Source organism: Actinomyces radicidentis (assembly GCF_001553565.1).
Lineage (GTDB): Bacteria > Actinomycetota > Actinomycetes > Actinomycetales > Actinomycetaceae > Actinomyces > Actinomyces radicidentis.
This window is the reverse complement of the sequence record NZ_CP014228.1, coordinates 1,787,949-1,809,855: the sequence shown is the minus strand read 5'-3', so window position 1 is coordinate 1,809,855 and position 21,907 is coordinate 1,787,949. Positions and strand designations below refer to the sequence as shown.

General features: G+C 72.6%; 20 protein-coding genes. 4 read left to right on the top strand and 16 right to left on the bottom strand.

Features of this window, described 5'->3' with window-relative positions:
* Window positions 1-2 precede the first annotated feature (2 nt).
* The 14 genes from atpD to AXF14_RS07650 form a co-directional block, all read right to left on the bottom strand.
* Window positions 3-1,448 carry a F0F1 ATP synthase subunit beta gene (atpD, locus tag AXF14_RS07710; protein ID WP_067942201.1) on the bottom strand — a complete coding sequence of 482 codons (1,446 nt, stop codon included), beginning with the start codon at window positions 1,446-1,448 and terminating at the stop codon, window positions 3-5.
* Between the two features lie 48 nt (window positions 1,449-1,496).
* Complete coding sequence (locus tag AXF14_RS07705; RefSeq protein ID WP_067942196.1) at window positions 1,497-2,441, bottom strand: F0F1 ATP synthase subunit gamma; 945 nt, start codon at window positions 2,439-2,441, stop codon at window positions 1,497-1,499.
* 1 nt (window position 2,442) lies between these two features.
* Window positions 2,443-4,074, bottom strand: a complete 1,632-nt coding sequence (gene atpA / locus AXF14_RS07700; protein ID WP_067942195.1) for a F0F1 ATP synthase subunit alpha — start codon at window positions 4,072-4,074, stop codon at window positions 2,443-2,445.
* An 80-nt stretch (window positions 4,075-4,154) separates the two neighbouring features.
* A complete protein-coding gene (locus AXF14_RS07695) occupies window positions 4,155-4,970 on the bottom strand; it encodes a F0F1 ATP synthase subunit delta (protein WP_067942194.1) in 816 nt (271 codons plus the stop codon).
* Complete coding sequence (locus AXF14_RS07690) at window positions 4,967-5,530, bottom strand: F0F1 ATP synthase subunit B (protein WP_211260069.1); 564 nt, start codon at window positions 5,528-5,530, stop codon at window positions 4,967-4,969. The genes AXF14_RS07695 and AXF14_RS07690 overlap by 4 nt, the downstream gene beginning before the upstream one ends.
* A gap of 13 nt (window positions 5,531-5,543) precedes the next feature.
* Entirely contained in the window at window positions 5,544-5,753 is a 210-nt protein-coding gene (gene atpE / locus AXF14_RS07685) for a F0F1 ATP synthase subunit C (RefSeq protein WP_067942192.1), read from the bottom strand.
* 91 nt (window positions 5,754-5,844) lie between these two features.
* A complete protein-coding gene (gene atpB, locus AXF14_RS07680; protein WP_067944204.1) occupies window positions 5,845-6,642 on the bottom strand; it encodes a F0F1 ATP synthase subunit A in 798 nt (265 codons plus the stop codon).
* Window positions 6,643-6,970: 328 nt separating this feature from the next.
* The gene (locus tag AXF14_RS07675; RefSeq protein ID WP_067942191.1) at window positions 6,971-7,471 is read right to left on the bottom strand and encodes a hypothetical protein; all 501 of its coding nucleotides are present in this window, start codon (window positions 7,469-7,471) and stop codon (window positions 6,971-6,973) included.
* Complete coding sequence (locus tag AXF14_RS07670) at window positions 7,468-8,601, bottom strand: MraY family glycosyltransferase (RefSeq protein WP_067942190.1); 1,134 nt, start codon at window positions 8,599-8,601, stop codon at window positions 7,468-7,470. The genes AXF14_RS07675 and AXF14_RS07670 overlap by 4 nt, the downstream gene beginning before the upstream one ends.
* Window positions 8,598-9,338 (bottom strand): L-threonylcarbamoyladenylate synthase, encoded by a 741-nt coding sequence (locus tag AXF14_RS07665; protein ID WP_067942180.1) that lies wholly within the window; start codon window positions 9,336-9,338, stop codon window positions 8,598-8,600. The genes AXF14_RS07670 and AXF14_RS07665 overlap by 4 nt, the downstream gene beginning before the upstream one ends.
* A gap of 88 nt (window positions 9,339-9,426) precedes the next feature.
* Complete coding sequence (locus AXF14_RS14490; protein WP_236755368.1) at window positions 9,427-9,663, bottom strand: DUF456 family protein; 237 nt, start codon at window positions 9,661-9,663, stop codon at window positions 9,427-9,429.
* Between the two features lie 26 nt (window positions 9,664-9,689).
* Window positions 9,690-9,911: a hypothetical protein gene (locus AXF14_RS14485; protein WP_236755366.1), complete on the bottom strand. Its 222-nt coding sequence runs from the start codon at window positions 9,909-9,911 to the stop codon at window positions 9,690-9,692.
* Window positions 9,912-9,975: 64 nt separating this feature from the next.
* Window positions 9,976-10,653 carry a response regulator gene (locus tag AXF14_RS07655; RefSeq protein ID WP_067944201.1) on the bottom strand — a complete coding sequence of 226 codons (678 nt, stop codon included), beginning with the start codon at window positions 10,651-10,653 and terminating at the stop codon, window positions 9,976-9,978.
* 35 nt (window positions 10,654-10,688) lie between these two features.
* The gene (locus tag AXF14_RS07650; protein ID WP_084355447.1) at window positions 10,689-12,230 is read right to left on the bottom strand and encodes an ATP-binding protein; all 1,542 of its coding nucleotides are present in this window, start codon (window positions 12,228-12,230) and stop codon (window positions 10,689-10,691) included.
* Window positions 12,231-12,366: 136 nt separating this feature from the next.
* Between AXF14_RS07650 and AXF14_RS07645 the strand changes: the two genes are divergently transcribed.
* From AXF14_RS07645 to AXF14_RS07630, 4 genes are all read left to right on the top strand, one after another.
* A complete protein-coding gene (locus AXF14_RS07645; protein WP_067942178.1) occupies window positions 12,367-14,472 on the top strand; it encodes a PspC domain-containing protein in 2,106 nt (701 codons plus the stop codon).
* 55 nt (window positions 14,473-14,527) lie between these two features.
* Window positions 14,528-15,025, top strand: a complete 498-nt coding sequence (locus tag AXF14_RS07640) for a hypothetical protein (protein ID WP_067942177.1) — start codon at window positions 14,528-14,530, stop codon at window positions 15,023-15,025.
* Window positions 15,026-15,258: 233 nt separating this feature from the next.
* A complete protein-coding gene (locus AXF14_RS07635) occupies window positions 15,259-15,804 on the top strand; it encodes a glutathione peroxidase (protein WP_067942176.1) in 546 nt (181 codons plus the stop codon).
* A 242-nt stretch (window positions 15,805-16,046) separates the two neighbouring features.
* Window positions 16,047-16,961 carry an aldo/keto reductase gene (locus AXF14_RS07630; protein ID WP_067942175.1) on the top strand — a complete coding sequence of 305 codons (915 nt, stop codon included), beginning with the start codon at window positions 16,047-16,049 and terminating at the stop codon, window positions 16,959-16,961.
* A 178-nt stretch (window positions 16,962-17,139) separates the two neighbouring features.
* Here the strand turns inward: AXF14_RS07630 and AXF14_RS07625 are convergent, their stop codons facing one another.
* Together AXF14_RS07625 and AXF14_RS07620 are read right to left on the bottom strand one after the other, a co-directional pair.
* Complete coding sequence (locus tag AXF14_RS07625; RefSeq protein ID WP_067942174.1) at window positions 17,140-17,721, bottom strand: DJ-1 family glyoxalase III; 582 nt, start codon at window positions 17,719-17,721, stop codon at window positions 17,140-17,142.
* Window positions 17,722-17,890: 169 nt separating this feature from the next.
* Entirely contained in the window at window positions 17,891-21,334 is a 3,444-nt protein-coding gene (locus AXF14_RS07620; RefSeq protein WP_067942172.1) for an ABC transporter ATP-binding protein/permease, read from the bottom strand.
* Window positions 21,335-21,907 lie beyond the last annotated feature (573 nt).

Below are 21,907 nucleotides of genomic sequence, written 5' to 3'. Positions count from 1 at the left end.
GCTCACGCCTTGGACAGCTCGTGGGCCCGGCGCTCCAGGTCCTCGATGCCGCCGATGTTGAAGAAGGCCTGCTCGGGCAGGTGGTCGTAGTCGCCGTCGGCGATGCGCTTGAAGGCCTCGACGGTCTCCGCGACCGGGACGGTGGAGCCGGGGACGCCGGTGAACTTCTCACCCATGTACATGTTCTGGGAGAGGAACTGCTCGATGCGGCGGGCGCGGTTGACGGTGACCTTGTCCTCCTCGGAGAGCTCGTCGACACCGAGGATCGCGATGATGTCCTGGAGCTCCTTGTTCTTCTGGAGGATGGACTTCACGCGGGTGGCGACCTGGTAGTGCTCCTCGCCGACGTACTGCGGGGCGAGCAGGCGCGAGGTGGAGGCCAGCGGGTCCACGGCGGGGTAGATGCCTCGGGAGGCGACCTCGCGGGAGAGCTCGGTGGTGGCGTCCAGGTGCGCGAAGGTCGTCGCCGGGGCCGGGTCGGTGTAGTCGTCCGCGGGGACGTAGATCGCCTGGAGGGAGGTGATCGAGTGCCCGCCGGCGGAGGTGATGCGCTCCTGGAGGAGGCCCATCTCGTCGGCCAGGTTCGGCTGGTAGCCCACGGCGGAGGGCATGCGGCCCAGCAGCGTGGAGACCTCGGAGCCGGCCTGCGTGAAGCGGAAGATGTTGTCGATGAAGAGCAGCACGTCCTGGTGCTGCACGTCGCGGAAGTACTCGGCCATGGTCAGGGCCGAGAGGGCGACGCGAAGACGCGTGCCCGGCGGCTCGTCCATCTGACCGAACACGAGGGCGGTCTTGTCGAAGACGCCGGCCTCGCCCATCTCGACGATGAGGTCGTTGCCCTCACGGGTGCGCTCGCCGACGCCGGCGAAGACGGACACGCCGTTGTGGTTGAGGGCGACTCGCTGGATCATCTCCTGGATGAGGACGGTCTTGCCGACGCCGGCGCCGCCGAAGAGGCCGATCTTGCCGCCCTGGACGTACGGGGTGAGCAGGTCGATGACCTTGACGCCCGTCTCGAACATCTGCTCCTTCGACTCGAGCTGGTCGAAGGCCGGGGGCTGACGGTGGATGGGCCAGCGCTCGGTGACCTCGAGGGTCTCGCCCTCGGCGAGGTTGAGCACGTCACCGGTCACGTTGAAGACGTGGCCCTTGGTGATGTCGCCGACGGGCACGGAGATCGGGGCGCCGGTGTCGCGCACCTGCGAGCCGCGGACCAGGCCGTCGGTGGGCTTGAGGGAGATGGTGCGCACGATGTTGTCGCCCAGGTGCTGGGCGACCTCGAGCGTGATCTCGCGGTCCTCGTCGCCCTCGCCGGTGCCCTTGATGGTCACCTTGAGGGCGTTGTGCATCTCGGGCAGGGCCTCGGGCGGGAACTCGACGTCGACGACGGCGCCGATGATCCGCGTGACGCGGCCGGTGCCCGGCGTCGCGTTGGTGGTGTCAGCCATGGTTCGTTCTTCCGTGTCCGTTTCTGGCAGTGGTCGTGCGCGCTGCGCTCACTCGGCGCCGAGGGCGTCGGCACCCGAGACGATCTCCGTGATCTCCTGGGTGATGTCGCCCTGTCGCGCCGCGTTGGCGAGGCGGGTGTAGCGGGTGATGAGGTCCTGGGCGTTGTCCGTGGCCGTGTGCATCGCCTGCTGCCGGCTGGCGAGCTCGGAGGCTGCGGCCTGGAGGACGGCGTTGCGGATGCGGCTGCGCACGTAGCGGGTGAGGAGGGCGTCGAGGACGACCTCGGCGCTCGGGACGAACTCGTAGAGCGGCTGAGCGCCGGTGGCCTCGGGCCGCTCCATGGCGCGGCCGGCGGCGACGTCCTCGCGGTTGAGCTCGCCGGGCCCGTCGACGTCGACGACGGTCAGCGGGAGCATGCGGCGCACCTCCGGGACCTGCTTGACCATGGAGACGTAGCGGGTGAACACGACGTGCACCTCGCCGACGCCGCCCTCGGCCGCCGGTGCCAGGAAGTAGTGCAGCAGGACGTTGGAGACCTCGTCGATCGTGCCGTCGGTCGGGCGGTCCGACTCCCCCACCCAGGAGCGCTCGACGTCGCGCCCGCGGAAGGTGAAGTAGGAGTGGGCCCGGCGCCCGAAGGTGAAGACGACGGGCTCCTTGCCCTCCTCGACGAGCTGGTCGATGAGGCGCTCGGACTCGCGCAGGATGGTCGCCGAGTAGGCGCCGGCCATGCCGCGGTCCGAGGTGACGACGAGGACGGCGACGCGCTTGGTGTCGGCCCGCTCCTGAGTGATCGGGTGATCGAGGTTCGAGTAGGTGCCGACGGCGGCGACGGCCTGGGAGAGAGCGTGGTCGTAGGGCCCCGCCTCCTCCGCGTTGCGCCTGGCGGCACCGATCCGGGAGGAGGCGATGAGCTCCATGGCCCGGAACACCTTCTGGAGGGTCTGGGTCGACCGGATGCGCTGCTTGTAGACGCGCTGGTTGCCTGCCACGTCAGCCCCTCTTGAGCACGATCTGCTCGCTCGTGCGCTCGGCCGGGACGTCCTCCTCGCCGGGGGCGACCTCGCCGGAGAGCACGCGGTCCCCCGCCATGTAGGTCTTGCGGAAGGCCTCGACGGCCTCGCGCAGGGAGGCCTCGGTCTCCTCGCTGAGGTCCCCGGACTCGCGGATCGTCGTGAGGACGCCGGTGTTGCGGCGCAGGTGGTCGAGCAGGGCGTGCTCGAAGGGCAGGACGTCCTTGACCTCGAGGTCGTCGAGGTAGCCGTTCGTGCCGGTCCAGACGCTGGCGACCTGCTCCTCGACCGGGTACGGCGTGTACTGCGGCTGCTTGAGGAGCTCCATGAGCCGCTCACCGCGGGTGAGCTGCTGGCGGGTCGCGGCGTCGAGGTCGGAGGCGAACATCGCGAAGGCCTGCATGGAGCGGTACTGCGCGAGGGTCAGCTTGAGCGTTCCGGCGACCTTCTTCATCGCCTTGACCTGGGCGGCGCCGCCGACGCGGGAGACGGAGATGCCGACGTCGACGGCGGGGCGCTGGTCGGCGTTGAAGAGGTCCGACTGGAGGAAGATCTGGCCGTCGGTGATGGAGATGACGTTGGTCGGGATGTAGGCGGACACGTCGTTCGCCTTCGTCTCGATGACCGGCAGGCCCGTCATCGAGCCGGCGCCGAGCTCGTCGGAGAGCTTGGCGCAGCGCTCGAGGAGACGCGAGTGCAGGTAGAAGACGTCACCGGGGTAGGCCTCGCGGCCCGGCGGACGGCGGAGCAGGAGGGACACCGCTCGGTAGGCCTCGGCCTGCTTGGAGAGGTCGTCGAAGATGATGAGGACGTGCTTGCCGGAGTACATCCAGTGCTGGCCGATGGCCGAGCCGGTGTAGGGCGACAGGTACTTGAAGCCGGCGGGGTCGGAGGCCGGGGAGGCGACGATCGTCGTGTACTCCAGGGCGCCGCGCTCCTCGAGGGCGCCGCGGACGGCGGCGATCGTGGAGCCCTTCTGGCCGGTGGCGACGTAGATGCAGCGGACCTGCTTGTCGGGGTCGCCGGACTCCCAGGCCGCCTTCTGGTTGAGGATCGTGTCCAGGGCGATGGCGGTCTTGCCGGTCTTGCGGTCGCCGATGATGAGCTGGCGCTGGCCGCGGCCGATCGGGATCATCGAGTCGATGGCCTTGAGACCGGTCTGGAGCGGCTCGTGGACGGACTTGCGGGCCATGACGCCGGGGGCCTGAAGCTCGAGGGCGCGGCGGCCCTCGGAGCGGATCTCGCCGAGGCCGTCGATGGGGCGGCCGAGCGGGTCGACGACGCGGCCGAGGTAGCCGTCGCCGACGGGCACGGAGAGGACCTCGCCGGTGCGGCGGACGGTCTGGCCCTCGTCGATGCCGGTGAAGTCGCCGAGGACGACGACACCGATCTCGCGCTCGTCGAGGTTCATGGCCAGGCCGGCGGTGCCGTCCTCGAAGGTGAGCAGCTCGTTGGCCATGACGCCGGGCAGGCCCTCGACGTGGGCGATGCCGTCCGCGGCGAAGATGACGTGCCCGACCTCCTCGGCGGCGACCTCGGAGGGCTTGTAGGACTCGACGAACTCATCCAGGGCGGAGCGGATCTCCTCCGGCCTAATGGTCAGTTCAGCCATCTGTCGTCTCCTTGCGGTTCGTGGGTGGTGCGCGGCGGCGGCGCCGTCGGCACGGGTTGTCTGTGGGGGGGGGCGGGCTCTCAGCCCACCAGGGCGGTGCGCAGCTCCGCGACGGAGGAGCGCACGGTGGAGTCGATGACGAGGTCGCGCACGGAGACCTTGACGCCGCCGACGACGGCGGGGTCGACCTCGGTGTTGAGCTCGACCTCCGTGCCCAGGCGCCGGCCGAGGAGCTCGCGCAGGCGGGCCTCCTGGTCGGTGGTCATGGGGACGGCGGTGACGACGTCGGCGATGGTGCGGTTCTGCAGGCCGGCGGCGAGCTCGGCGACGCGGCGCAGGTTGCGCGGGACGCCCCCCTCGGCCTCGTGCCGCACGCACCAGGTGACGAGGTCCATCGCGGCCTCGGACAGGTGCGGTGCGAAGAGGCGCCGAGCCAGGCGGACGCGGTCCTCGGTGCGGGTCGTGCGCGAGGGCTCGAGGGCCTGGCGCAGCTCCGGGTCGGAGTCGAGGGCCTTCGACACGGCGAAGACCTCCTGCTCGACCGAGGAGATCGACTGGTCGGCCGCGCTCCCCACGAGGACGGCCTCGATGCCGAGGTCGTGGAGGGCGGAGACGAGGTCGACCGGCTTGGACCAGCGGCCGCGGACGAGGGCCTGGAGGAGGGCGACGACGCGGTCGTCGACCTTCCCGCCGAAGAGGCTCCCGGCCAGACGGGCCTTGGCCTCCGCGTCGCGCCCGGGGTCGGTCAGCGGGCCGCGGAGCCCGTTGGACGCGATCTCGTGGGCGACGCCGAGGATCTGGCCTCCCAGGACGCGGCCGTCCGCGCCGGCGGAGCGCAGGACGGGCGTCCAGGCCTCGGCGGCGGCTGCTCGGGTCGCGGCGGTTCCGGTGTTCACCGGGCCCCCTCGCTCGAGGCGACGGCGCTCGCGTCGACGGGGGCCTGCTCGAGCTCGTCGAGGAAGCGGTCGATGACGCGGCTCGACGCGGCGGAGTCCGACAGGTGCTCACCGACGACCTTCTCAGCGAGCGAGGTGGCCAGGAGGCCGACGTCGTTGCGGAGCGAGATCTGGGCGGCCTGCTTGTCCGCCTTGATCTGGCGCTGGGCGGCGTCCATCGCCTTGCCGGCCTCGCCGGCGGCCTCGGTGCGCGCCTGCGCGACGATGGCCTTGGCCTCGGACTGCGCCTGCTCGCGGATCTGGGCGGCCTCGCGGCGCGCGGCCTCGACGAGCTGGGCGGCCTCGATCTCGGCGTGCTTCTGGTCGCTCTTGGCCTTGTCGGCGAGGGCGAGGCCCTCGGAGATCCTGGCGGAGCGCTCGTCGAGCACCTTGGCGAAGCGAGGGAGCGCCTTGCCCACGGCGATCGCGATGATGATGAAGCAGACGGTGCCCCAGATGAGGTCCGGCCACGCGGGCAGCATGACGGAGGGGGACTCGTGCCCCTCCGCCGCGATCATCATGGTCGAGAGCATGTCAGCCCTGGAAGACGAAGCCGGCGGCGAAGCCGATGAGGGCGAGGGCCTCGACGAAGGCGGTACCGATGAACATGTTGGTGCGCAGCGCGCCGGCGACCTCGGGCTGGCGGGCGGTGCCCTCCTGGGTCTTGCCGACGAGGATGCCGATGCCGATGCCAGGGCCGATCGCGGCGAGGCCGTAACCGATGGTGGCGATGGATCCGGTCATGGTGTTCTCCTTGGGGTGGGGCGAGCGGTGACTCGTCTTGTCCGGGCGGGCCCGGGGGCTGGTGGGCGGGGACTGAGGGGCCTGGGCCGGCTCAGTGCTCCGAGATGGACAGGTTGATGTAGACCGCCGTGAGCAGGGCGAAGATGTAGGCCTGCAGCGCGGCGACGAAGAGCTCGAAGAGGGTGAAGGCGAAGCCCATGAGCAGCGTGAGGGCGCCGAAGCCCTTGAGCGCGGCGGAGGCCTCGAAGAAGAAGAAGCTCGTGGCGACGAAGCACAGGGCGAGGAGGAGGTGACCCGAGATCATGTTGGCCAGGAGTCGCACCGTGAGGGTGAAGGGCCGGATGATGAAGGTCGAGAAGAACTCGATCGGGGTGAGAAGGACGTAGAGGGGCTTGGGGACGCCCGCCGGCATGAGCGAGGTCTTGAAGTAGTGACCGGCGCCCTGCTCCTTGATGCCGGCGACGATGAAGGCGACGTAGGCGACGACCGCGTAGATGAGCGGCATGCCGATGATCGAGGTCGCGGCGATCTGGAGGCCCGGGATGACGCCCGTGGCGTTCATGAAGAAGACGCCCAGGAAGATGATGGTGATGAGCGGGACGTACTTGCGCGCCTTGCCGCCGAGCATCTCCTCCGCGATGTTGGTGCGGACGAAGCCGAAGAGCATCTCCATGCAGGACTGCCAGCGGCCGGGCACGAGCTTGGGGGCGCGGGCGGAGAGCACGAGCATGAGGGCCAGGACGGCCGTGATGATGAGCCGGACGAAGATGACCCGGTTGATGGCCAGCGGGGTGCCGACGAGCCAGAAGGCGTCCGGGAAGAACTCGTCGATCGAGGGAGGGTTGAAGGCCGTGGCCGTGACGGCGGGAAGGGCGGAGCTCACGAGCATCGACACCGAACGGTCCTCCTAGGGGTTCATCCGCAGCCTTGGGGAATGGCCGTCGCCGGGGACGAGCCGCCGGCGGTCACCCTTGCGGGCACGTCGGAACCCTAACGCACATCGCGAGCGGGACGGAGGCGAGCGCGGGTGACTCCGCGTGGCGCACGCCACTCCTGGGATGTCCTACCCGCCCGAGGTCCCTGACGGCGCAGGAACGAGGGGGCCCATGGTCCCGGCGGGACGGTTCCGATCGTCACGCCACCTGGCCGCCGGGGCCGGACGGGCACCGCGTCGGGCGCCACCTCGACCGTCGGAGCACGGCCCCGCTCGGGCGTCCTCAGCCGTCCAGGCGGGTGCCGGGCTCGACGACGGGTGCGCGACGCGAGGCGAGGGCGGCCGACTCGACGACCATCGAGGCGAGCACCCCGACGACGATGACGAGGAAGGTCGTCAGGTGGGAGAAGCCGGTGCGGTGGGCGAAGGCGAGGACGACGGCGCCGACCACGACGAGCTTGCCGAGGAACGAGGCCATGGGGGCGAGGCCCGCCAGGAGCGGCCTGCGGTCCCAGGGCACGAGGAGGATCCCGACGCTCACGGCGCTCAGGAGGAGCACGGTGCCGCCTCCGATGAGACCGCCTCGCAGGCCCGGTCCTCCGGCCAGCAGCGCCCCGGCCGCGACGCCGAGCACGGCGACGACGAGTCCAGTGAGGGCGACGAGCCACGCCGCGCGCCGGTAGAGGGCCGTGTAGGTGACCAGCGCGGAGCGCGCGCCGCCGGGCCCGGGGCCGGAGGCGTCGTCGGACGAGGTGCGCCCGGTCGGCTCGGTGGGTGCGCTCATGGCTGCGGCTCCTCGTGGGACGGGGCGGAGGCCCGGGCGGCGCGGCGGCGTCGCAGGCCGGGCATGGCGTTGACGGTGACGGCGACGGCGAGCGCCACCCCGACCGCGGCGGCCAGGAGGACCCAGCCGGTCGGGAAGAAGGCCATGGCGGCCAGGGAGTAGGCGGCGACGGCCGTCCACATGTACATGACGAGGACGGCGCGCTCGTGGGAGTGACCGGCCGCGAGGAGACGGTGGTGCATGTGCATGCGGTCCGGGTGGAAGGGACTGTGCCCGGCGCGGGTGCGGCGGACGACGGCCATGACCATGTCGGTCAGGGGCAGGACGAGGACCGCCAGCGGCAGGAGCACCGGGAGGAAGACGGGGATGGCCGTCGAGGAGGAGAAGGAGCCGGGGTCGACCTGGCCCGTGACGATGATCGTGCCCGCGGCCGAGATGAGTCCGAGCTGCATGGAGCCGGAGTCGCCCATGAAGATCGTGGCCGGGTGGAAGTTGTGCGGGAGGAAGCCGGCGCAGATCCCGATGAGGGCGGCGACGACGGTCGCGGCGAGCGAGGTGTAGGAGTCCGGCGAGGTCTGGCGGGTGAGGACGTAGACGTAGGCGAGGAAGGCGGTCGCGCCGATCCCGATGATGCCGGCGGCCAGCCCGTCGAGGCCGTCGACGAAGTTGACGGCGTTCATGACGACCACGATGACGAGGACCGTCGAGACGAGCGAGAGCCGCGAGGAGCCGATGGTGAGCCCGCCGACGGGGAAGGTGATGAGCTGGACGCCCTGCCAGGCCATGACGCCGGCGGCGAGGACCTGTCCGGCGAGCTTCGTCATCCAGTCGAGGTCCCACAGGTCGTCGACGACGCCGAGGAGGCACACGAGCCCTGCGCCCAGGACGACCGCCCAGGCGGAGGAGTCGATGACGCCGGACAGGTAGGGCACGCGCGAGGCGACGACCACGGCCGTGGCGAAGCCGGCGAACATGGCCACTCCCCCGAGGCGCGGCGTCGGGGTGGTGTGGACGTCGCGGGCGCGGACGGGGGTGAGGGCGTTGGAGACGAGCGCGACGTGCCGGACGATGGGCACGGCGACGAAGGTGACCGCGGCGGCCACGAGGAGGATGAGGAGGTAGACCCTCACTCGCCGCCGCCGATCACGGGGGCGCCCGCGGCGGTGAGGACCGGGTCGAGGACCTCGGCGAGCTGGGCGCGGGTGAGGACGCCGTCGCGGATGAGGACGGGCGCGAGGGCCTTCTCCCCCGCGAGGGACACGATGGAGCTCGGGACGGGGCCGGGGGTGGGGCCGCCGTCGAGGAGGAGGATGTCGACGTCCCCGCGGGCGTCGTCGGGGGCCTCCGTGGCCGCGGTGACGCGGCCGGGGAAGGCGGCGGTGCCGCCGGCGGCGTCGGTGGCGGGCGGCTCGCCCGTGTGGTTGGCGCTGGTGACGGCCATGGGGCCGGTGGCGCGCAGGAGGGCCAGGGCGGTGGGGTCGTCGGGCATGCGGACGGCGATGGTGCCGCCGGTCTCGCCGAGGTCCCAGCCGAGGTCGGGGGCGGCGTCGAGGATGATCGTGAGGGCGCCGGGCCAGTAGGCGTCCATGAGGGCGCGAGCGGTGTCCGGGACCTCGGCGACGATCCCGTCGAGCTGCTCGGGGTCGGCGACGAGGACGGGCGGCGGCATCTGGCGGCCGCGGCCCTTGGCCGCGAGGAGGCGGGCGACGGCGTCGGCGTCCGAGGCGATGGTCCCGATGCCGTAGACGGTGTCCGTCGGCAGGACGAGGAGGCCGCCCGCGGTGACGTGCGCGGCGGCGCGGTCGAGGACCTCCTGGCTCACGGAGGCGCTGGACGGGGTGCTGGACTGCTCGGTCACGGCCGTCATCCTCCCACGGATCGCGCCGGTCGCGGCTGAGCGGCCCGGGGCGGGACCGCGGTCCGGACAGGGCCGGGGCGCTCGCCAGGCCTCGGTCTCAGCCCCAGATGAGGCCGGCGCCCCAGGCGGCAGCGGCGACGAGGCAGCCGGCGAGCTCGAGGAGGATCGCGAGGCCCTGCGCCTTGACGGCGGCCCACGCGGCTGCACGGCCCGCGCGCTCGGAGCCCTGGCGGGCCGCCTCCCAGAGGTAGACGCCCAGGGTGAAGCCCAGTGGCAGGCCGACGACGGGGACGACGAAGAAGCCGATGACGCCGACGACTCCTCCGACGAGCATGGAGGTGCCGGGGACGCCCGCACCGCTCAGGTGCCGCGTCCCATGAGGAGGTACTTGCCGACGGCGGTGCCGGCGATCGCGAGGGCGCTCACGGCGAGGACGCCCCAGCCCCAGGCGCCTCCGGTGACGACGCCCCAGACGGCGACGGCCGCGAGCACGATGAGCGGGCCCGGGTAGAGCTGGGTGAGCGCGCCGCCGAGGCCGATGAGGACGGCGAGGCCGACGAGGACGGTTCCGAGGGTTCCCACGGGCGCAGCCTCGCACGGCGTCAGCGGGTGGCGCGCGGCGGACGGCCCCGACGCGGCGGGTCCCTCAGACGATGCGGCGGGCGGCGGCCCAGCGGGTGAGCTCGTTGCGGTTGGAGAGCTGGAGCTTGCGCAGGACGGCGGAGACGTGGGTCTCGACGGTCTTGACGGAGATGTAGAGCTCGGCGGCGCACTCCTTGTAGGTGCAGCCGCGTGCGATGAGGCGCATGACCTCGCGCTCCCGGGCGGAGAGACGGTCGAGCTCGGAGTCGGCGACGGCGACCTCTCCGGCCCCGGCGCCGAAGGCGTCGAGGACGAATCCGGCCAGGCGCGGGGAGAAGGCGGCGTCGCCGGCGGCGACGCGGCGGACGGCGTCGGCGAGGTCCTCGGCGGAGATCGCCTTGGTGACGTAGCCGCGGGCGCCGGCGCGGATGACGGCGACGACGTCCTCGGACGCGTCGGAGACGGACAGGGCGAGGAAGCGGGTGGCGGGCACGTCGTGGCAGGAGCGGACGACCTCGGCCCCTCCCCCGCCGTTGCCGCCGGGGAGGTGGACGTCGAGGAGGACGACGTCGGGGGCCAGGGCGTGGACGGCGTCGACGGCGCCGTCGACGTCGTCGGCCTCGGCGACGACCTCGAGGTCGGGGGCGGTGGCCTCGATCTCGGCGCGCACGCCGGCGCGGACGAGGGCGTGGTCGTCGACGACGAGGACGCGCAGGCGCTCGCCCGGGTCGTCGGGCCGGATCGGGCCGGCGGGGCTGGCGGTGGGGTCGGGGGCGGTCACGCGGTCTCTCCGGGAGTGGTCGGGAACGGGGGGCTGTCGGGGGCGCCGGGTCGGGCGGGCGCGCCGGGGGCGGGCAGGACGAGCCGGACCTCGGTGCCGCGCTCGAGGCGGCGGACCGCGCCGAGCCCGCCGTGGCGGGTCATGCGGCCGATGATGGACTCGCTCACGCCGTGGCGGTCGGGGGCGACCTCGGCGGGGTCGAAGCCGGGACCGCGGTCGCGGACGAAGACCTCGAGGCGCTCAGGCCCGATCTCGGCGTAGACGGACACGGGTGGTGCGCCGTGGCGCACCGCGTTGGACAGGGCCTCGCGGGCGGCCGCGATGACGACCTCGGTGTCGCGGTCCGGCGCTCGGTCCCCCACGACGACGAGCTCGACCTGGGCGGCGTGGCGGTCCTCGACCTCGCCGACGAGGTCGCGCAGGGCGTCGGCGACGGAGGTTCCGGCCTCGGGGCGGTCGGTGTAGAGCCAGGCGCGCAGCTCGCGCTCCTGGGAGCGGGCGAGGCGGGCGACGGTCTCGGGCTCGTCGGCGCGCTTGCGGATGAGGGTGAGGGTCTGGAGGACGGAGTCGTGGAGGTGGGCGGCGATGTCGGCGCGCTCGGCCTCGCGGGCCTCGGCGGCGCGCGTGTCCGCGAGCGCCCGGTTGGTGCGCAGCCACAGGGGCGCGAGGACGAGGCCGATGCCGAGGACGAGGGCTCCCCCGGTCGCGGCGCCGGTGAGGAGGACGCCGGGCGGGGTGTCGGCGCCGACCCACAGGAGGATGCCGACGGCGGCGAGGACGACGCCGCCGACGAGGCGCAGGAGGGCTGCGGTGTCGCGGTCGGGGCCGGTGACGTCGTCGACCTGGGACCAGGCGAGGGCGGCGCCGCAGGTGAGCACGAGGAGCGGGAGGAGCCAGGAGCCGCCCGAGAGGCCGGTGAGGGCGCCGGCGCGCCACGCGAGGAGGAGGGCGGCGGCGGCGAGGAGGGCGGCGCCGCCGGTGAGGGTGGACAGGCGACCGACCCCGGGGCGCGCGCTGCGCGGGCGGGCCGCGAGCCGGGCACGGGCGGGAGGGACGAGCCCGGCCGCCTCGGCCCAGGGGTCCCCGGCGGGGACGGCCACGGCGAGGAGGACGTAGAGGAGGGGGCCGGCACCGCCGACGAGGGTGAGGGCGGCCATGAGGAGGCGGACGCGGAGGACGGGCTGGTCGAGGTGGATGGCCAGCCCGGCGCAGACGCCGGCGAGGGCGCGACCGGGGGGCTGGAGGCGCAGGACGGGGGCGCCGTCGCGGCCGGGGCGCAGGACCCAGGCGGGCGGGACGGGCGCCGGATGGCGGGGCGGGCGGCGCAGGGGCGGGCGCTGGAGGAGCGGGGCGGGCGCCGGGCCGGGGACCGGGCGGGGCGCCGCCTGCGGCGGCTGAGGCGACGGACCGGGAGCCGCGCCGTAACCGGGCGCGTCACCCGCTCGGGGCGCGGGCGCACCCGGGTACGCGCTCGGTGCGCCGGGCACGGGTCCGGGCGCACCGGGCCGTCCTGCGGGGACCGGTGCCGTCGTCGTCATGGTATCATCGTGGCACGGCGCCGGGCGCGGGAGACCGCCCGGAGGGAGGAACCAGGGGCGCCGGGGACGAGAACCAGGGGCCCCTCAGGGTGTCCCCCGATGCCCCGTGGGGCCTGCCCGCACGACCATGGTTGCCATGAGCAACCCCCAGCCCTCCCCCTACGGCCCTCCCGGTCAGCCGCCGCGCCCGCCGGCCGCCGGCTTCTTCGACTCCCTGCGCCGCACCGGGCTCGTCCGGACGCGCGACCGGTGGGTCGGAGGCGTCGCCGGCGGCGTCGCCCGGCGTCTCGGCGTCGACCCGGTCCTCGTGCGCTGCGTCTGGATCGTCCTGTGCGTGTTCACCGGGCTGGGTCTCCTCCTGTACGGCCTCGGCTGGGCCCTCCTGCCCGAGGAGGAGGACGGCCGGATCCACGCCCAGCAGGCCCTCACCGGCGACCTCACGGCCGGCCTGTCGGGTGCCGTCCTCGTGACGATCGGCGGTCTGTCCTCGACGGACACCGGGCTCATCCCGCACTGGTGGGTCAACGCGTGGGACAGCTCGCTCGGGGGCGCCGTCGCGGCGATCCTGTGGACGGTCCTCGTCGTGGGCTGCATCTACTGGGGCGTCCGGGCGGCGCGCAGGCACCGCGAGCGGCAGCCGGGGCGGGGAGGTCGGCCGGCTCAGGCGGCCCCCTGGGCTCAGACTCAGCCGCAGCCCTGGCGGGCTCAGCCGACCTACCCGGCTCAGCCGGGCCGGCCGGCCCCGCAGCACTACCCGGGTCAGCCGGGGCCCCAGCCGAACACGGGGCAGGCGGCGCCCGGCGCGGCCCCGTGGCAGTCGGCTGCGCAGCCGACGCCTCAGCAGGCGCCCGGCACCCGCCCCATCGGCGTCCCGGAGGGCGCCGGCGCACCGGCCCCCCGGTCGGGGGCGAGCCGCCCGGCCGGCGCCCCCCAGCAGGTTCCAGCACCGACCGTTCCCGCCTACCAGGGCGCCGTCCCGCCGGGCGCGGCACCTCGGGCCTGGGGCGCCCAGCAGCCCCCGGCGCCCGCGGCGCGCCGACCGCGCGAGCCGAAGCGCCCCGGACCGGGTCGCCGCACGAGCCTCCTCGTCCTCGGGCTGTCCCTCCTGGCCCTGGCCGCGGTCGGCGTTCTCCTGGCCGCCGGTCGCCTGCACGCGATCGCGGCCGGCCTGGCCGCCGTCGGCGTCCTCGTCACCGGTCTCGGCGCGGGCGTCCTCGCCTCGGGCCTGCGGGGCCGCCGGGGCGGCTGGATGAGCTGGCTCGCCTGGCCCGTCATCCTGTTCCTCGCCGTGCCCGCGCTCGTACTCGGCACCGTCATGCCGGGGGACACCGTCAACGCACCTGTGGCGGCTGACGCGGTCATCGTGCGCCCCACCACGTCCGAGCTGGACGAGGCCCGGCAGACGACCGGCTCGCGGACCATCGACGCCGGCTCGTACTCGGCCGGTGGAGTCACGATCGACCTGCGCGATCTCGGGGAGATCCATGACGACGCCACGATCGACGTCGCCGTCGGCACCGGCGAGATCCGCGTCCTCACCACCCAGGGCCAGGCGGTGCGCGTCGAGACCGGCGACGGCATGGGCACCGTCACCGCCGACCTCGCCGAGGAGTGGCGGGTCACGGGCGCCAGCCAGACCACGGGGATCAACTACGGGCTGTACACCTCCTACGACGTCGACGGTCAGGAGGACCCGGGCGCGGTCGTCTGGGGGAGCAACCCCCTGCGATCCAGCACCACTCTCGTCTCCCCCTCCGCGAGCACGGGCCGCACCCCGGTCCTCACCGTCCGCACCTCGCTCGGCCTCGGCACGATCCGCGTGGACGAGCTGGCGGACCACACCCTGTGGAACGGCGTCGAGTACCCCGACTACTGGGTGATCGACTCCTGGACGGACTCCCGAGGGCGGAGACACGACGGCGACGCGCTCCCCGTCGAGGGAATGACGCACCGTGCCGTCTCCGCCGACGCCCTGGAGACGTGCATCGAGGACGTCGTCACCGACTCCACGACGGAGGACGGCACCTACGTCGACACGACCAACCTCGACGTCCTCACCTCGGACCAGCGCCACAAGGTCGACGCCTGCGTCGACGCGGCGATCACCGCAGGCGGCGGCACGACGGCCACCGCGGCACCGAGCGCCGCAGCCTCGCCCGAGCCGAGCAGCGCGCCGTCCTCGCCGTCCGCGAGCGCGCCCGCGGCCTCCGAGACGCCGACGCCGACCGCCACCACCCGCTGAGCGCACCGCGCCGCGGCACGCGCGGCCATCCCGCCACCCTGAGCTAGGAGATCCCATGACCACCGACGACACCCCCACGACGCAGCTCCCACGGACGCCCGCCTCGCCCTCCTCGGCCGACGTCCCGACGACGGCGCTCACCCCGGAGGAGGTCGAGGCGATCGGCCTCACCGACACCATGACCCGCCCCTTCCCCACCGTGAGCGAGGACTCGGGCCCGTCCCCGGCCTCCACCTGGTCGGCGCCGGGCGCCTCCGCGGCCTCACCCGACGGCGCGGACGCGGAGCGCACCCGCAGCGCCGAGAGCGCCGCCGACGCCGTCTGGCACGGCCCCATCGCCCCGCTCGACCCCGAGGCGCCCCACGGCCCGAACCCGTCGGCGATCGTCTGGGGCCTCGTGCTGCTCGTCGTCGCGGCACTGCTCATCGCCGTCGTCGCAGGCGCACGGATCGACCCCGTCACCGCGGGGATCGTCGTCCTGGCGGGACTGGGGGTCGCCCTCCTCGTCGTCGCCCTCGTGCCGCGCGGGCACCGGGAGCGGCCCACCGACTGAGCAGGCGGGGCGCTCCCGAGCCCGCCGGACGACGGGCCGGCCGGGGCGGCCGGGGCGGCCGGAGCCCGGCCGCATACCGCACCACCGGTGCCGTGCGAGCCCGCTTGCGGGCCCGGGAGGCACCGGCTCGTGCCCGAGGAACTCGGGCTGCTCCGGACTCACCCCCGCACGATGCGTCCCTGTACCCACCCAGGAGGCCGTTGCGGTCGTCTGCGCCCGGTACCCTGGCGCCCATGACATCGATCTCCAGCTTCACGGTGACCGGGCAGGACGGCGCCGACGTCGACCTCGCTCAGTACGCCGGCAAGGTCCTCCTCGTCGTCAACACGGCCACCGGCTGCGGCTTCACCCCGCAGTACGAGGACCTCGAGCGCATCTACACCGAGCACCGGGACGCCGGCCTCGAGGTCCTCGACTTCCCCTGCAACCAGTTCCGCGGCCAGGCCCCGGGCTCCGACGAGGAGATCCACGAGTTCTGCACCCTCACCTACGGCACGGACTTCCCGCAGTTCTCGAAGATCGAGGTCAACGGCGCGGGTGAGGCCCCGCTCTACACCTGGCTCAAGGAGTCCAAGGGCTTCGAGGGCTTCGGCAAGGGCGCGAAGGCGCTCGCGATGAAAACGATGATGCTGGCGGCCGACCGCTCCTACGCGAGCAAGCCGGACATCAAGTGGAACTTCACGAAGTTCCTCGTCGGCCGCGACGGTCAGGTCCTGGCCCGGTTCGAGCCGACGGTGCCCATGGAGGACGTGGAGAAGGCGGTCGTCGCAGCGCTGTGAGGGAGCACGGCCGCGGCCCGCTGTCCACGAGGGCGCCTCAGAAACTCGTTCTGGAGGAGAGCCACCCCTGAGATTGTTGAGATTTTGCGGATCACGCCGCACCGGACCGGGCTCGAGGGCATTCTGAGGCGCCCTCGTGGACAGGTCAGCCGCCATTCGGGTCGCGCCGAGCGCGAACACGCTCGACGAGCGAGGCGGAGGAGCCTCACCTATAATGAACGCGAACGGAAGGATTCTTATTCATGATCACCTCCATCGCTGACAACGTCCGACTCTCCAACGGCAACGAGATCCCCGGGGTCGGCTACGGCACCTGGCAGATCACGGACGCCTCCCAGGCGACCGAGGGCGTCAAGGCCGCCATCCGCGACGGCTACCGCCACATCGACACCGCCGCCGCCTACGGCAACGAGGAGGCCGTCGGCAAGGGCATCGCCGAGGCCCTCGAGGAGAACGGCCTGACGCGCAAGGACCTCTTCGTCACCACGAAGCTCTGGAAGAAGGACTTCCTCGACGCCGTCCTCGAGGACGCCGAGACCTCCACCGAGGACCTCCCCGGCCTCAAGGAGGCCGCCGTCGCCGCCTTCGAGACCTCGCTCGCCCAGCTCGACCTCGACTACGTCGACCTCTACCTCATCCACTGGCCGGCCAACGCCAAGCACTACGACAACTGGCGCGAGATCAACTCGACCCTGTGGTCCGCCCTCGAGGAGGTCTACCGCGAGGGCAAGGCCCGCGCCATCGGCGTCTCCAACTTCCTCGAGCACCACCTCCAGGCGCTCATCGAGGACGGCGACGTCCCGCCCATGGTCAACCAGATCGAGTACCACCTCGGCTTCGCCCAGAGGGCCGCTGCGGACTACGCGACCGCCAACGGCCTCGTCGTCGAGGCCTGGAGCCCGCTCGGCTCCGGAAAGGTCCTCGACAACGAGGTCCTCGGCCAGGTTGCCGAGTCCCTCGGGAGGACCCCGGCCCAGGTCGCGCTGCGCTGGCTCGTCCAGAAGGACATCGTCGTGCTCCCGAAGTCCGTGACGCCGGAGCGCATCGCCTCCAACGCCGAGCTCTTCGACTTCGAGCTGGACGCCGCGCAGATGGCGACGCTCGACGCCATCGAGATCGAGGGCGACTACCCGGACCCGGACACGATCGACCTCTGAGCCGCCCCTCCCCCGGTGGTCGACCGGCAACGCACCCGTCGACCGTCTGATTCCTGGAGATCAGCCGGTCGAGCAGTGCACTGACGGTCGACAACGAGAGCGTCGGGAACGACGACGGCGCCGCGATCCCCCTCACGGGGACCGCGGCGCCGTCGCGTGCTCTGGCCGCTCCGGGCGCTCAGCCCTGGTGGACGATCTTCTTCTTGACGTCCTCGACGGCATCGTCGCCGAGGTAGTGGCGCACGATCTCGAGGCCGAAGTCGGTGGCGGTCGCCATGCCGCGGCTCGTGATGAGGTTGCCGTCGACGACGACGGCGTCCTCGCTCACCTCGACGTCGTTGACCTTGAGGACGTCGACGAAGCCGGGGTTCACGGTGGCGCGGCGGCCGGTGATGAGGCCGGCGTCGGCGAGGATCGAGGGCGAGGCGCAGATGGCGGCGACGGGGCGGTCCGCCTGGATCCGCGAGGTGACGGCGTCGATGACGCGGGCGTCGGCCTTGAGGTTCGGCATGCCTGGGATGCCGCCGGGCAGGACGAGCATGTCGTAGTCCTCGAGGCGCGCCTCGTCGAGGGTCCGGTTGCAGGTGACGACGACGTTGTGGGACGAGGTCACCTGGCGGCTGCGGGTGATTGAGACGAGGTCCGTGGGCACGCCGGCGCGCCACAGGACGTCGAGGGGCGCGAGCGCCTCGATCTCCTCCAGGCCGGGGGCGACGAGGATCGCCACCTTCTTGGTCGTTGCCGCCTTGAAGTCCGCCATGCTTCCTCCTGAGGGCCGACGCCGGAGTGCTCGGCCGACGCGTCGGGGTCGTCGGAACCGACCCTAGCCGCCACCCGCACCGGCCGGGCAGGCCTTCCGACCTGCGGAGACGTCCGATGACCGGGTGCGCCGTGGCGAGCGCCTGTGGGCACCGGCGCCGCCCGCCGCCTCACTCGCTGCGCAGGGCCTCGACCGGGTCCTCGCGCGCCGCCTTTCCGGACGGGATGATGCCCGCCAGGACGGTGAGCCCCACGGAGATGAGGACGAGGACGACGCCGGCCGTCCACGGCAGCTGCGCGATGGGATGGACCCCGAAGCGGTCGTTGACGATCACGTTGACCGGCAGGCACAGGAGGAGCGTGATGCCGACGCCGAGGAAACCGGCAAGAAGCCCCTCGATGACGGTCTCCGCGTTGAAGACGTGGCGGACGTCGGACTTGGAGGCGCCGATGGCGCGCAGGATGCCGATCTCCTTCTTCCGCTCGAGCACGGAGATGTAGGTGATGATCGCGATCATGATGCTGGAGACGACGAGCGAGATCGCGACGAAGGCGATGAGCATCCAGCTGATGATGTTGACGATGCGGGTCACCGAGCTCATGAGGGTGCCGACGACGTCGGTGTAGGTGATGGCGCGGTCCTTGTGACCGGCGGCGGCCTGGTCCGCGTTGTAGTCGGCCAGGAGGGTCTTGACCTCGTCCTTGGCCTTGAAGTCCTTGGGGTAGATGTCGATCCCGGAGGGGTTCGCGGGGTCGGCCCAGCCCAGGTCGGAGAGGTTCGTGTCGTAGGTGGGCACGTCCGTGGTGACGAGCGTGCTCATGAGCTCGGCGAGCGCGGTGGGCGTCATGTCGAGCTTGAAGGCCTCCTTGAAGGCCGACTCGTCGATCGTCATGGCGGCGGGGATCTGCTGCGTCATGCGGCTCATGGCGGCCTGCACCTGCGTGGCGATCTGCTGCTGGACGGCCGTCATCATCTGGGTCATCGCCTGGTTCATCGCCGCCTGGACGGCGGCGGACAGGGCGCTCGTGATCTGCTGGCCGACCTGGCCGGCGACCTGCTCGCCGATGGCGGTGACGAGCTGGTCGCGCACGTCGGCGGAGACGTCGGAGACGGCGGGGTCGTCCCCGAGGGCCTTGGTGAGGTTCTCGGTGAGGCGGGCGGAGTCGATGACGTCGTCGGAGCGGAGGGTGTCGAAGATGGTCTTCTGGACCGAGGGCTGCGCGAGGTAGTCGGCGGTGAGGGTGGCGAGGTCGGGGTCGTCGGAGGTGTCGGAGGCGTTCGCGCCGGCGGCGTGCTGGGCCTGGTAGTCGGCGAAGCCGGCGATGACCCGGGTCATCATCTGAGAGACCTTGCCGCTGGCGCCGTCCTTGATGACGCCGTCGGCCAGGGCCTCGCTGATGAGGGTCGGGTAATCGATCTTGGCGAGCTCGGGGTACTTCGTGGCGAGGTCGGCGAGGCTCGTGGAGGACAGGTCGATGCCGGACAGGTCGATCTGCGGGTTCGCGTCCTGGAGGGCGGACAGGTCGAGGCTGGAGAGGTCGAGAGGCTGGCTGGTGATCCCGCTGAGGTCGACGCCGGACAGGTCGAGGGCGGAGGCGTCGATCTTGGACGAGTCGATGCTGAAGGCGCTCTTGAGCCTGGTGGAGTCGATGGTGAAGAGGCTGGACAGGTCGATGCTGTCGGCGCCCTTGCCGGCGGCGAGGTCGGTGAAGGACTGTCCGGAGAAGACGTCCGTGCCGGGGTGGGCGAGCTGGGCCTCGACGATGTCGGCGCCGTCGGCCTCCTGCATGAGGTGCTTCGTGAGGGCGGGGGTGTAGTAGACGCCGGGGGCGAGGGATCCCTGCTTGTCCTTGGCCTGGACGACGCCGACGACGCGGACGTCCTCGCCGTGGTCGACGAGGGAGCCCATGCAGGCGGCGTCGTCGGACTTGTCGACCCAGACGCCGCGGTCGTCGTCGTGCTGGTAGCGCTCGTAGGCGGGGACGAGCTTGAGTGTGCGGCCGATGAGGTCGTTGTCGTGCAGGGTGCGCTCTGCGGGGCTCACCGACCCTGTGGCGGTCGGAGTGGCCGACGGTGTCGCCGACGCGGAGGCGGACGCCGTCGCGCTCGCGCCGGCACCCAAGACGGCGCTCGCGACCGGTGACCCGGCCGCCTGCCCGGAGGCGTAGGTCTGCATCATGGCCTCGAGCTCGGCGTGGTCGCGCAGGCCCAGGGCGTACTCGGCGGCGTCGGTGATGCGGCCGTCCGGGGAGAGGACGACGACGAGCTCGTCCGCGCCGCTCGGCCAGCGCCCGGAGCGCAGCCGGTACTGGTCCTCGTAGAGGGAGGTGTCCGAGGCGAGCTGCTGGAAGACGCTCATCTGGCTCTGCTGGGCGAGCGCCCCGAAGGAGGAGAAGGCGGAGTCGGGGTTGACCTGGGTGGGGGCTCCGCCCGGGCCCGTCGTGCCCGAGCCGCGCGGCAGGTAGAGCTGCGGGGTGACGTCGTAGCGGTACTCGACGGCGTTGGTGAGCGCGTCGATCCCACCGCCGTCGTGGTCGAGGTAGGTCTTGAGGTGGGCGAGGTCGTTCGTCGTCGCCGAGCCGAACATGTCCTTGAGGGTGCGGCGCTCGCCGATGGCGCCGCTGGGCAGGTCGGAGGCGGTGGAGTCGTCGGCCGCCTGGGACAGGATCGCCGTGTAGTCCATGCCGAGGCGCTCGATCTGGAGCGGGTAGCTGGCGAGGGTCTCCTCCTCGGTGCGGGCGATGTAGCCGTTGACGCCGTTGGCGAGCGCGAGGATGAGCGCGATCCCGATGATGCCGATCGACCCCGCGAAGGAGGTCATGATCGTGCGGCCCTTCTTCGTCATGAGGTTGTTGAAGGACAGGGCGAGGGCCGTCAGCGCCCCCATGCGGGTGCGACGGGCGGCCCGGGCGCGGCGCTCCAGGGGCGCGCCCGGGGCGAGCGGGTCGGTGTCGGAGACGATGGAGCCGTCGGCGAGCTCGACGATGCGGGTGGCGTACTCGTGGGCGAGCTCGGGGTTGTGGGTGACCATGACGACGAGCCGGTCGCGGGCGACGTCCCTCAGGAGGTCCATGACCTGGACGCTCGTGGCGGAGTCGAGGGCGCCGGTCGGCTCGTCGGCGAGGAGGATCTCGGGGTCGTTGATGAGGGCGCGGGCGATGGCGACGCGCTGCATCTGGCCGCCGGAGAGCTGGCTGGGGCGCTTGCCGACGTGGTCGGCGAGCCCGACCTGGTCCAGGGCCGCGAGCGCCCGCTCGCGGCGCTCGGCGCGGGAGACCCCGGAGAGGGTGAGGGCGAGCTCGACGTTGGCGAGCACGCTCTGGTGCGGGATGAGGTTGTAGGACTGGAAGACGAAGCCGATGCGGTTGTTGCGGTAGGCGTCCCAGTCGCGGTCCTTGAAGTCCTTGGTGGAGACGCCGTCGATGACGAGGTCGCCGTCGTCGAAGTGGTCGAGGCCGCCGATGACGTTGAGCATCGTCGTCTTGCCGGAGCCGGACTGGCCGAGGACCGCGACGAACTCGTTGTCACGGAAGGAGACGGTGACGCCGTCGAGGGCGGTCTGGGTGAGGGTCGAGGTCCGGTAGGCCTTGACGATGTCGCGCAGCTCGAGCACGGGGAGCCTCTTCCGGGACGGCGGGGTGGGCGGGGTGGGCGGGGTGGATCGAGCCTAGCCGCGCGCACGCAGCCCGCTTCCGGGACCCGGACGACTCTGCGGGCGCGGTGCCGCCCCGCGCACATTGCCCGGGTGGCCTCCCCCGCCGCGCCCGCCCCCGTCTCGCGCCCGTCGCCGCTCTCGCGCGGCTCGCTCGTCGGGCTGACGACGGCGGCTTGCCTCGTCTACGGGCTCGGTGCCGGCACGCGCTCCAACTTCGGGATGCTCGTCCAGCCGCTCGTGGCGGCCACGGGCCTGTCCTACGACCGGGTCAGCCTCGTCATGGCGGTCGCGCAGCTCGCCTCCGGCGTCGCCGGGCCGCTCGCCGGGGCGCTGGCCCTGCGCACCTCGGACCGCACCGCACTCGTCGCCGGGGCGCTCATGGTCTCCGGAGGTCTCGCCGCCCTGCCGCACGTCTCGGGGCTGGTCGCGGTCATGGCGATCATGGGCGTGCTACTGCCGGGCGGGACGGGCGTGCTGGCCTTCGGCGTCGTCATGGGCGTCGTCTCGCACCGGATAACGCGGGCGCAGTCG

What these genes read in the sequence shown, in the direction of transcription:
- atpD (WP_067942201.1), bottom strand. Translation starts at nt 1,448, where the DNA reads ATGGCTGACACCACCAACGCGACGCCGGGCACCGGCCGCGTCACGCGG.
- atpA (WP_067942195.1), bottom strand. Translation starts at nt 4,074, where the DNA reads ATGGCTGAACTGACCATTAGGCCGGAGGAGATCCGCTCCGCCCTGGAT.
- AXF14_RS07690 (WP_211260069.1), bottom strand. Translation starts at nt 5,530, where the DNA reads ATGATGATCGCGGCGGAGGGGCACGAGTCCCCCTCCGTCATGCTGCCC.
- atpE (WP_067942192.1), bottom strand. Translation starts at nt 5,753, where the DNA reads ATGACCGGATCCATCGCCACCATCGGTTACGGCCTCGCCGCGATCGGC.
- atpB (WP_067944204.1), bottom strand. Translation starts at nt 6,642, where the DNA reads ATGCTCGTGAGCTCCGCCCTTCCCGCCGTCACGGCCACGGCCTTCAAC.
- AXF14_RS07675 (WP_067942191.1), bottom strand. Translation starts at nt 7,471, where the DNA reads ATGAGCGCACCCACCGAGCCGACCGGGCGCACCTCGTCCGACGACGCC.
- AXF14_RS07665 (WP_067942180.1), bottom strand. Translation starts at nt 9,338, where the DNA reads ATGACGGCCGTGACCGAGCAGTCCAGCACCCCGTCCAGCGCCTCCGTG.
- AXF14_RS14490 (WP_236755368.1), bottom strand. Translation starts at nt 9,663, where the DNA reads ATGCTCGTCGGAGGAGTCGTCGGCGTCATCGGCTTCTTCGTCGTCCCC.
- AXF14_RS07650 (WP_084355447.1), bottom strand. Translation starts at nt 12,230, where the DNA reads ATGACGACGACGGCACCGGTCCCCGCAGGACGGCCCGGTGCGCCCGGA.
- AXF14_RS07645 (WP_067942178.1), top strand. Translation starts at nt 12,367, where the DNA reads ATGAGCAACCCCCAGCCCTCCCCCTACGGCCCTCCCGGTCAGCCGCCG.
- AXF14_RS07640 (WP_067942177.1), top strand. Translation starts at nt 14,528, where the DNA reads ATGACCACCGACGACACCCCCACGACGCAGCTCCCACGGACGCCCGCC.
- AXF14_RS07635 (WP_067942176.1), top strand. Translation starts at nt 15,259, where the DNA reads ATGACATCGATCTCCAGCTTCACGGTGACCGGGCAGGACGGCGCCGAC.
- AXF14_RS07630 (WP_067942175.1), top strand. Translation starts at nt 16,047, where the DNA reads ATGATCACCTCCATCGCTGACAACGTCCGACTCTCCAACGGCAACGAG.
- AXF14_RS07625 (WP_067942174.1), bottom strand. Translation starts at nt 17,721, where the DNA reads ATGGCGGACTTCAAGGCGGCAACGACCAAGAAGGTGGCGATCCTCGTC.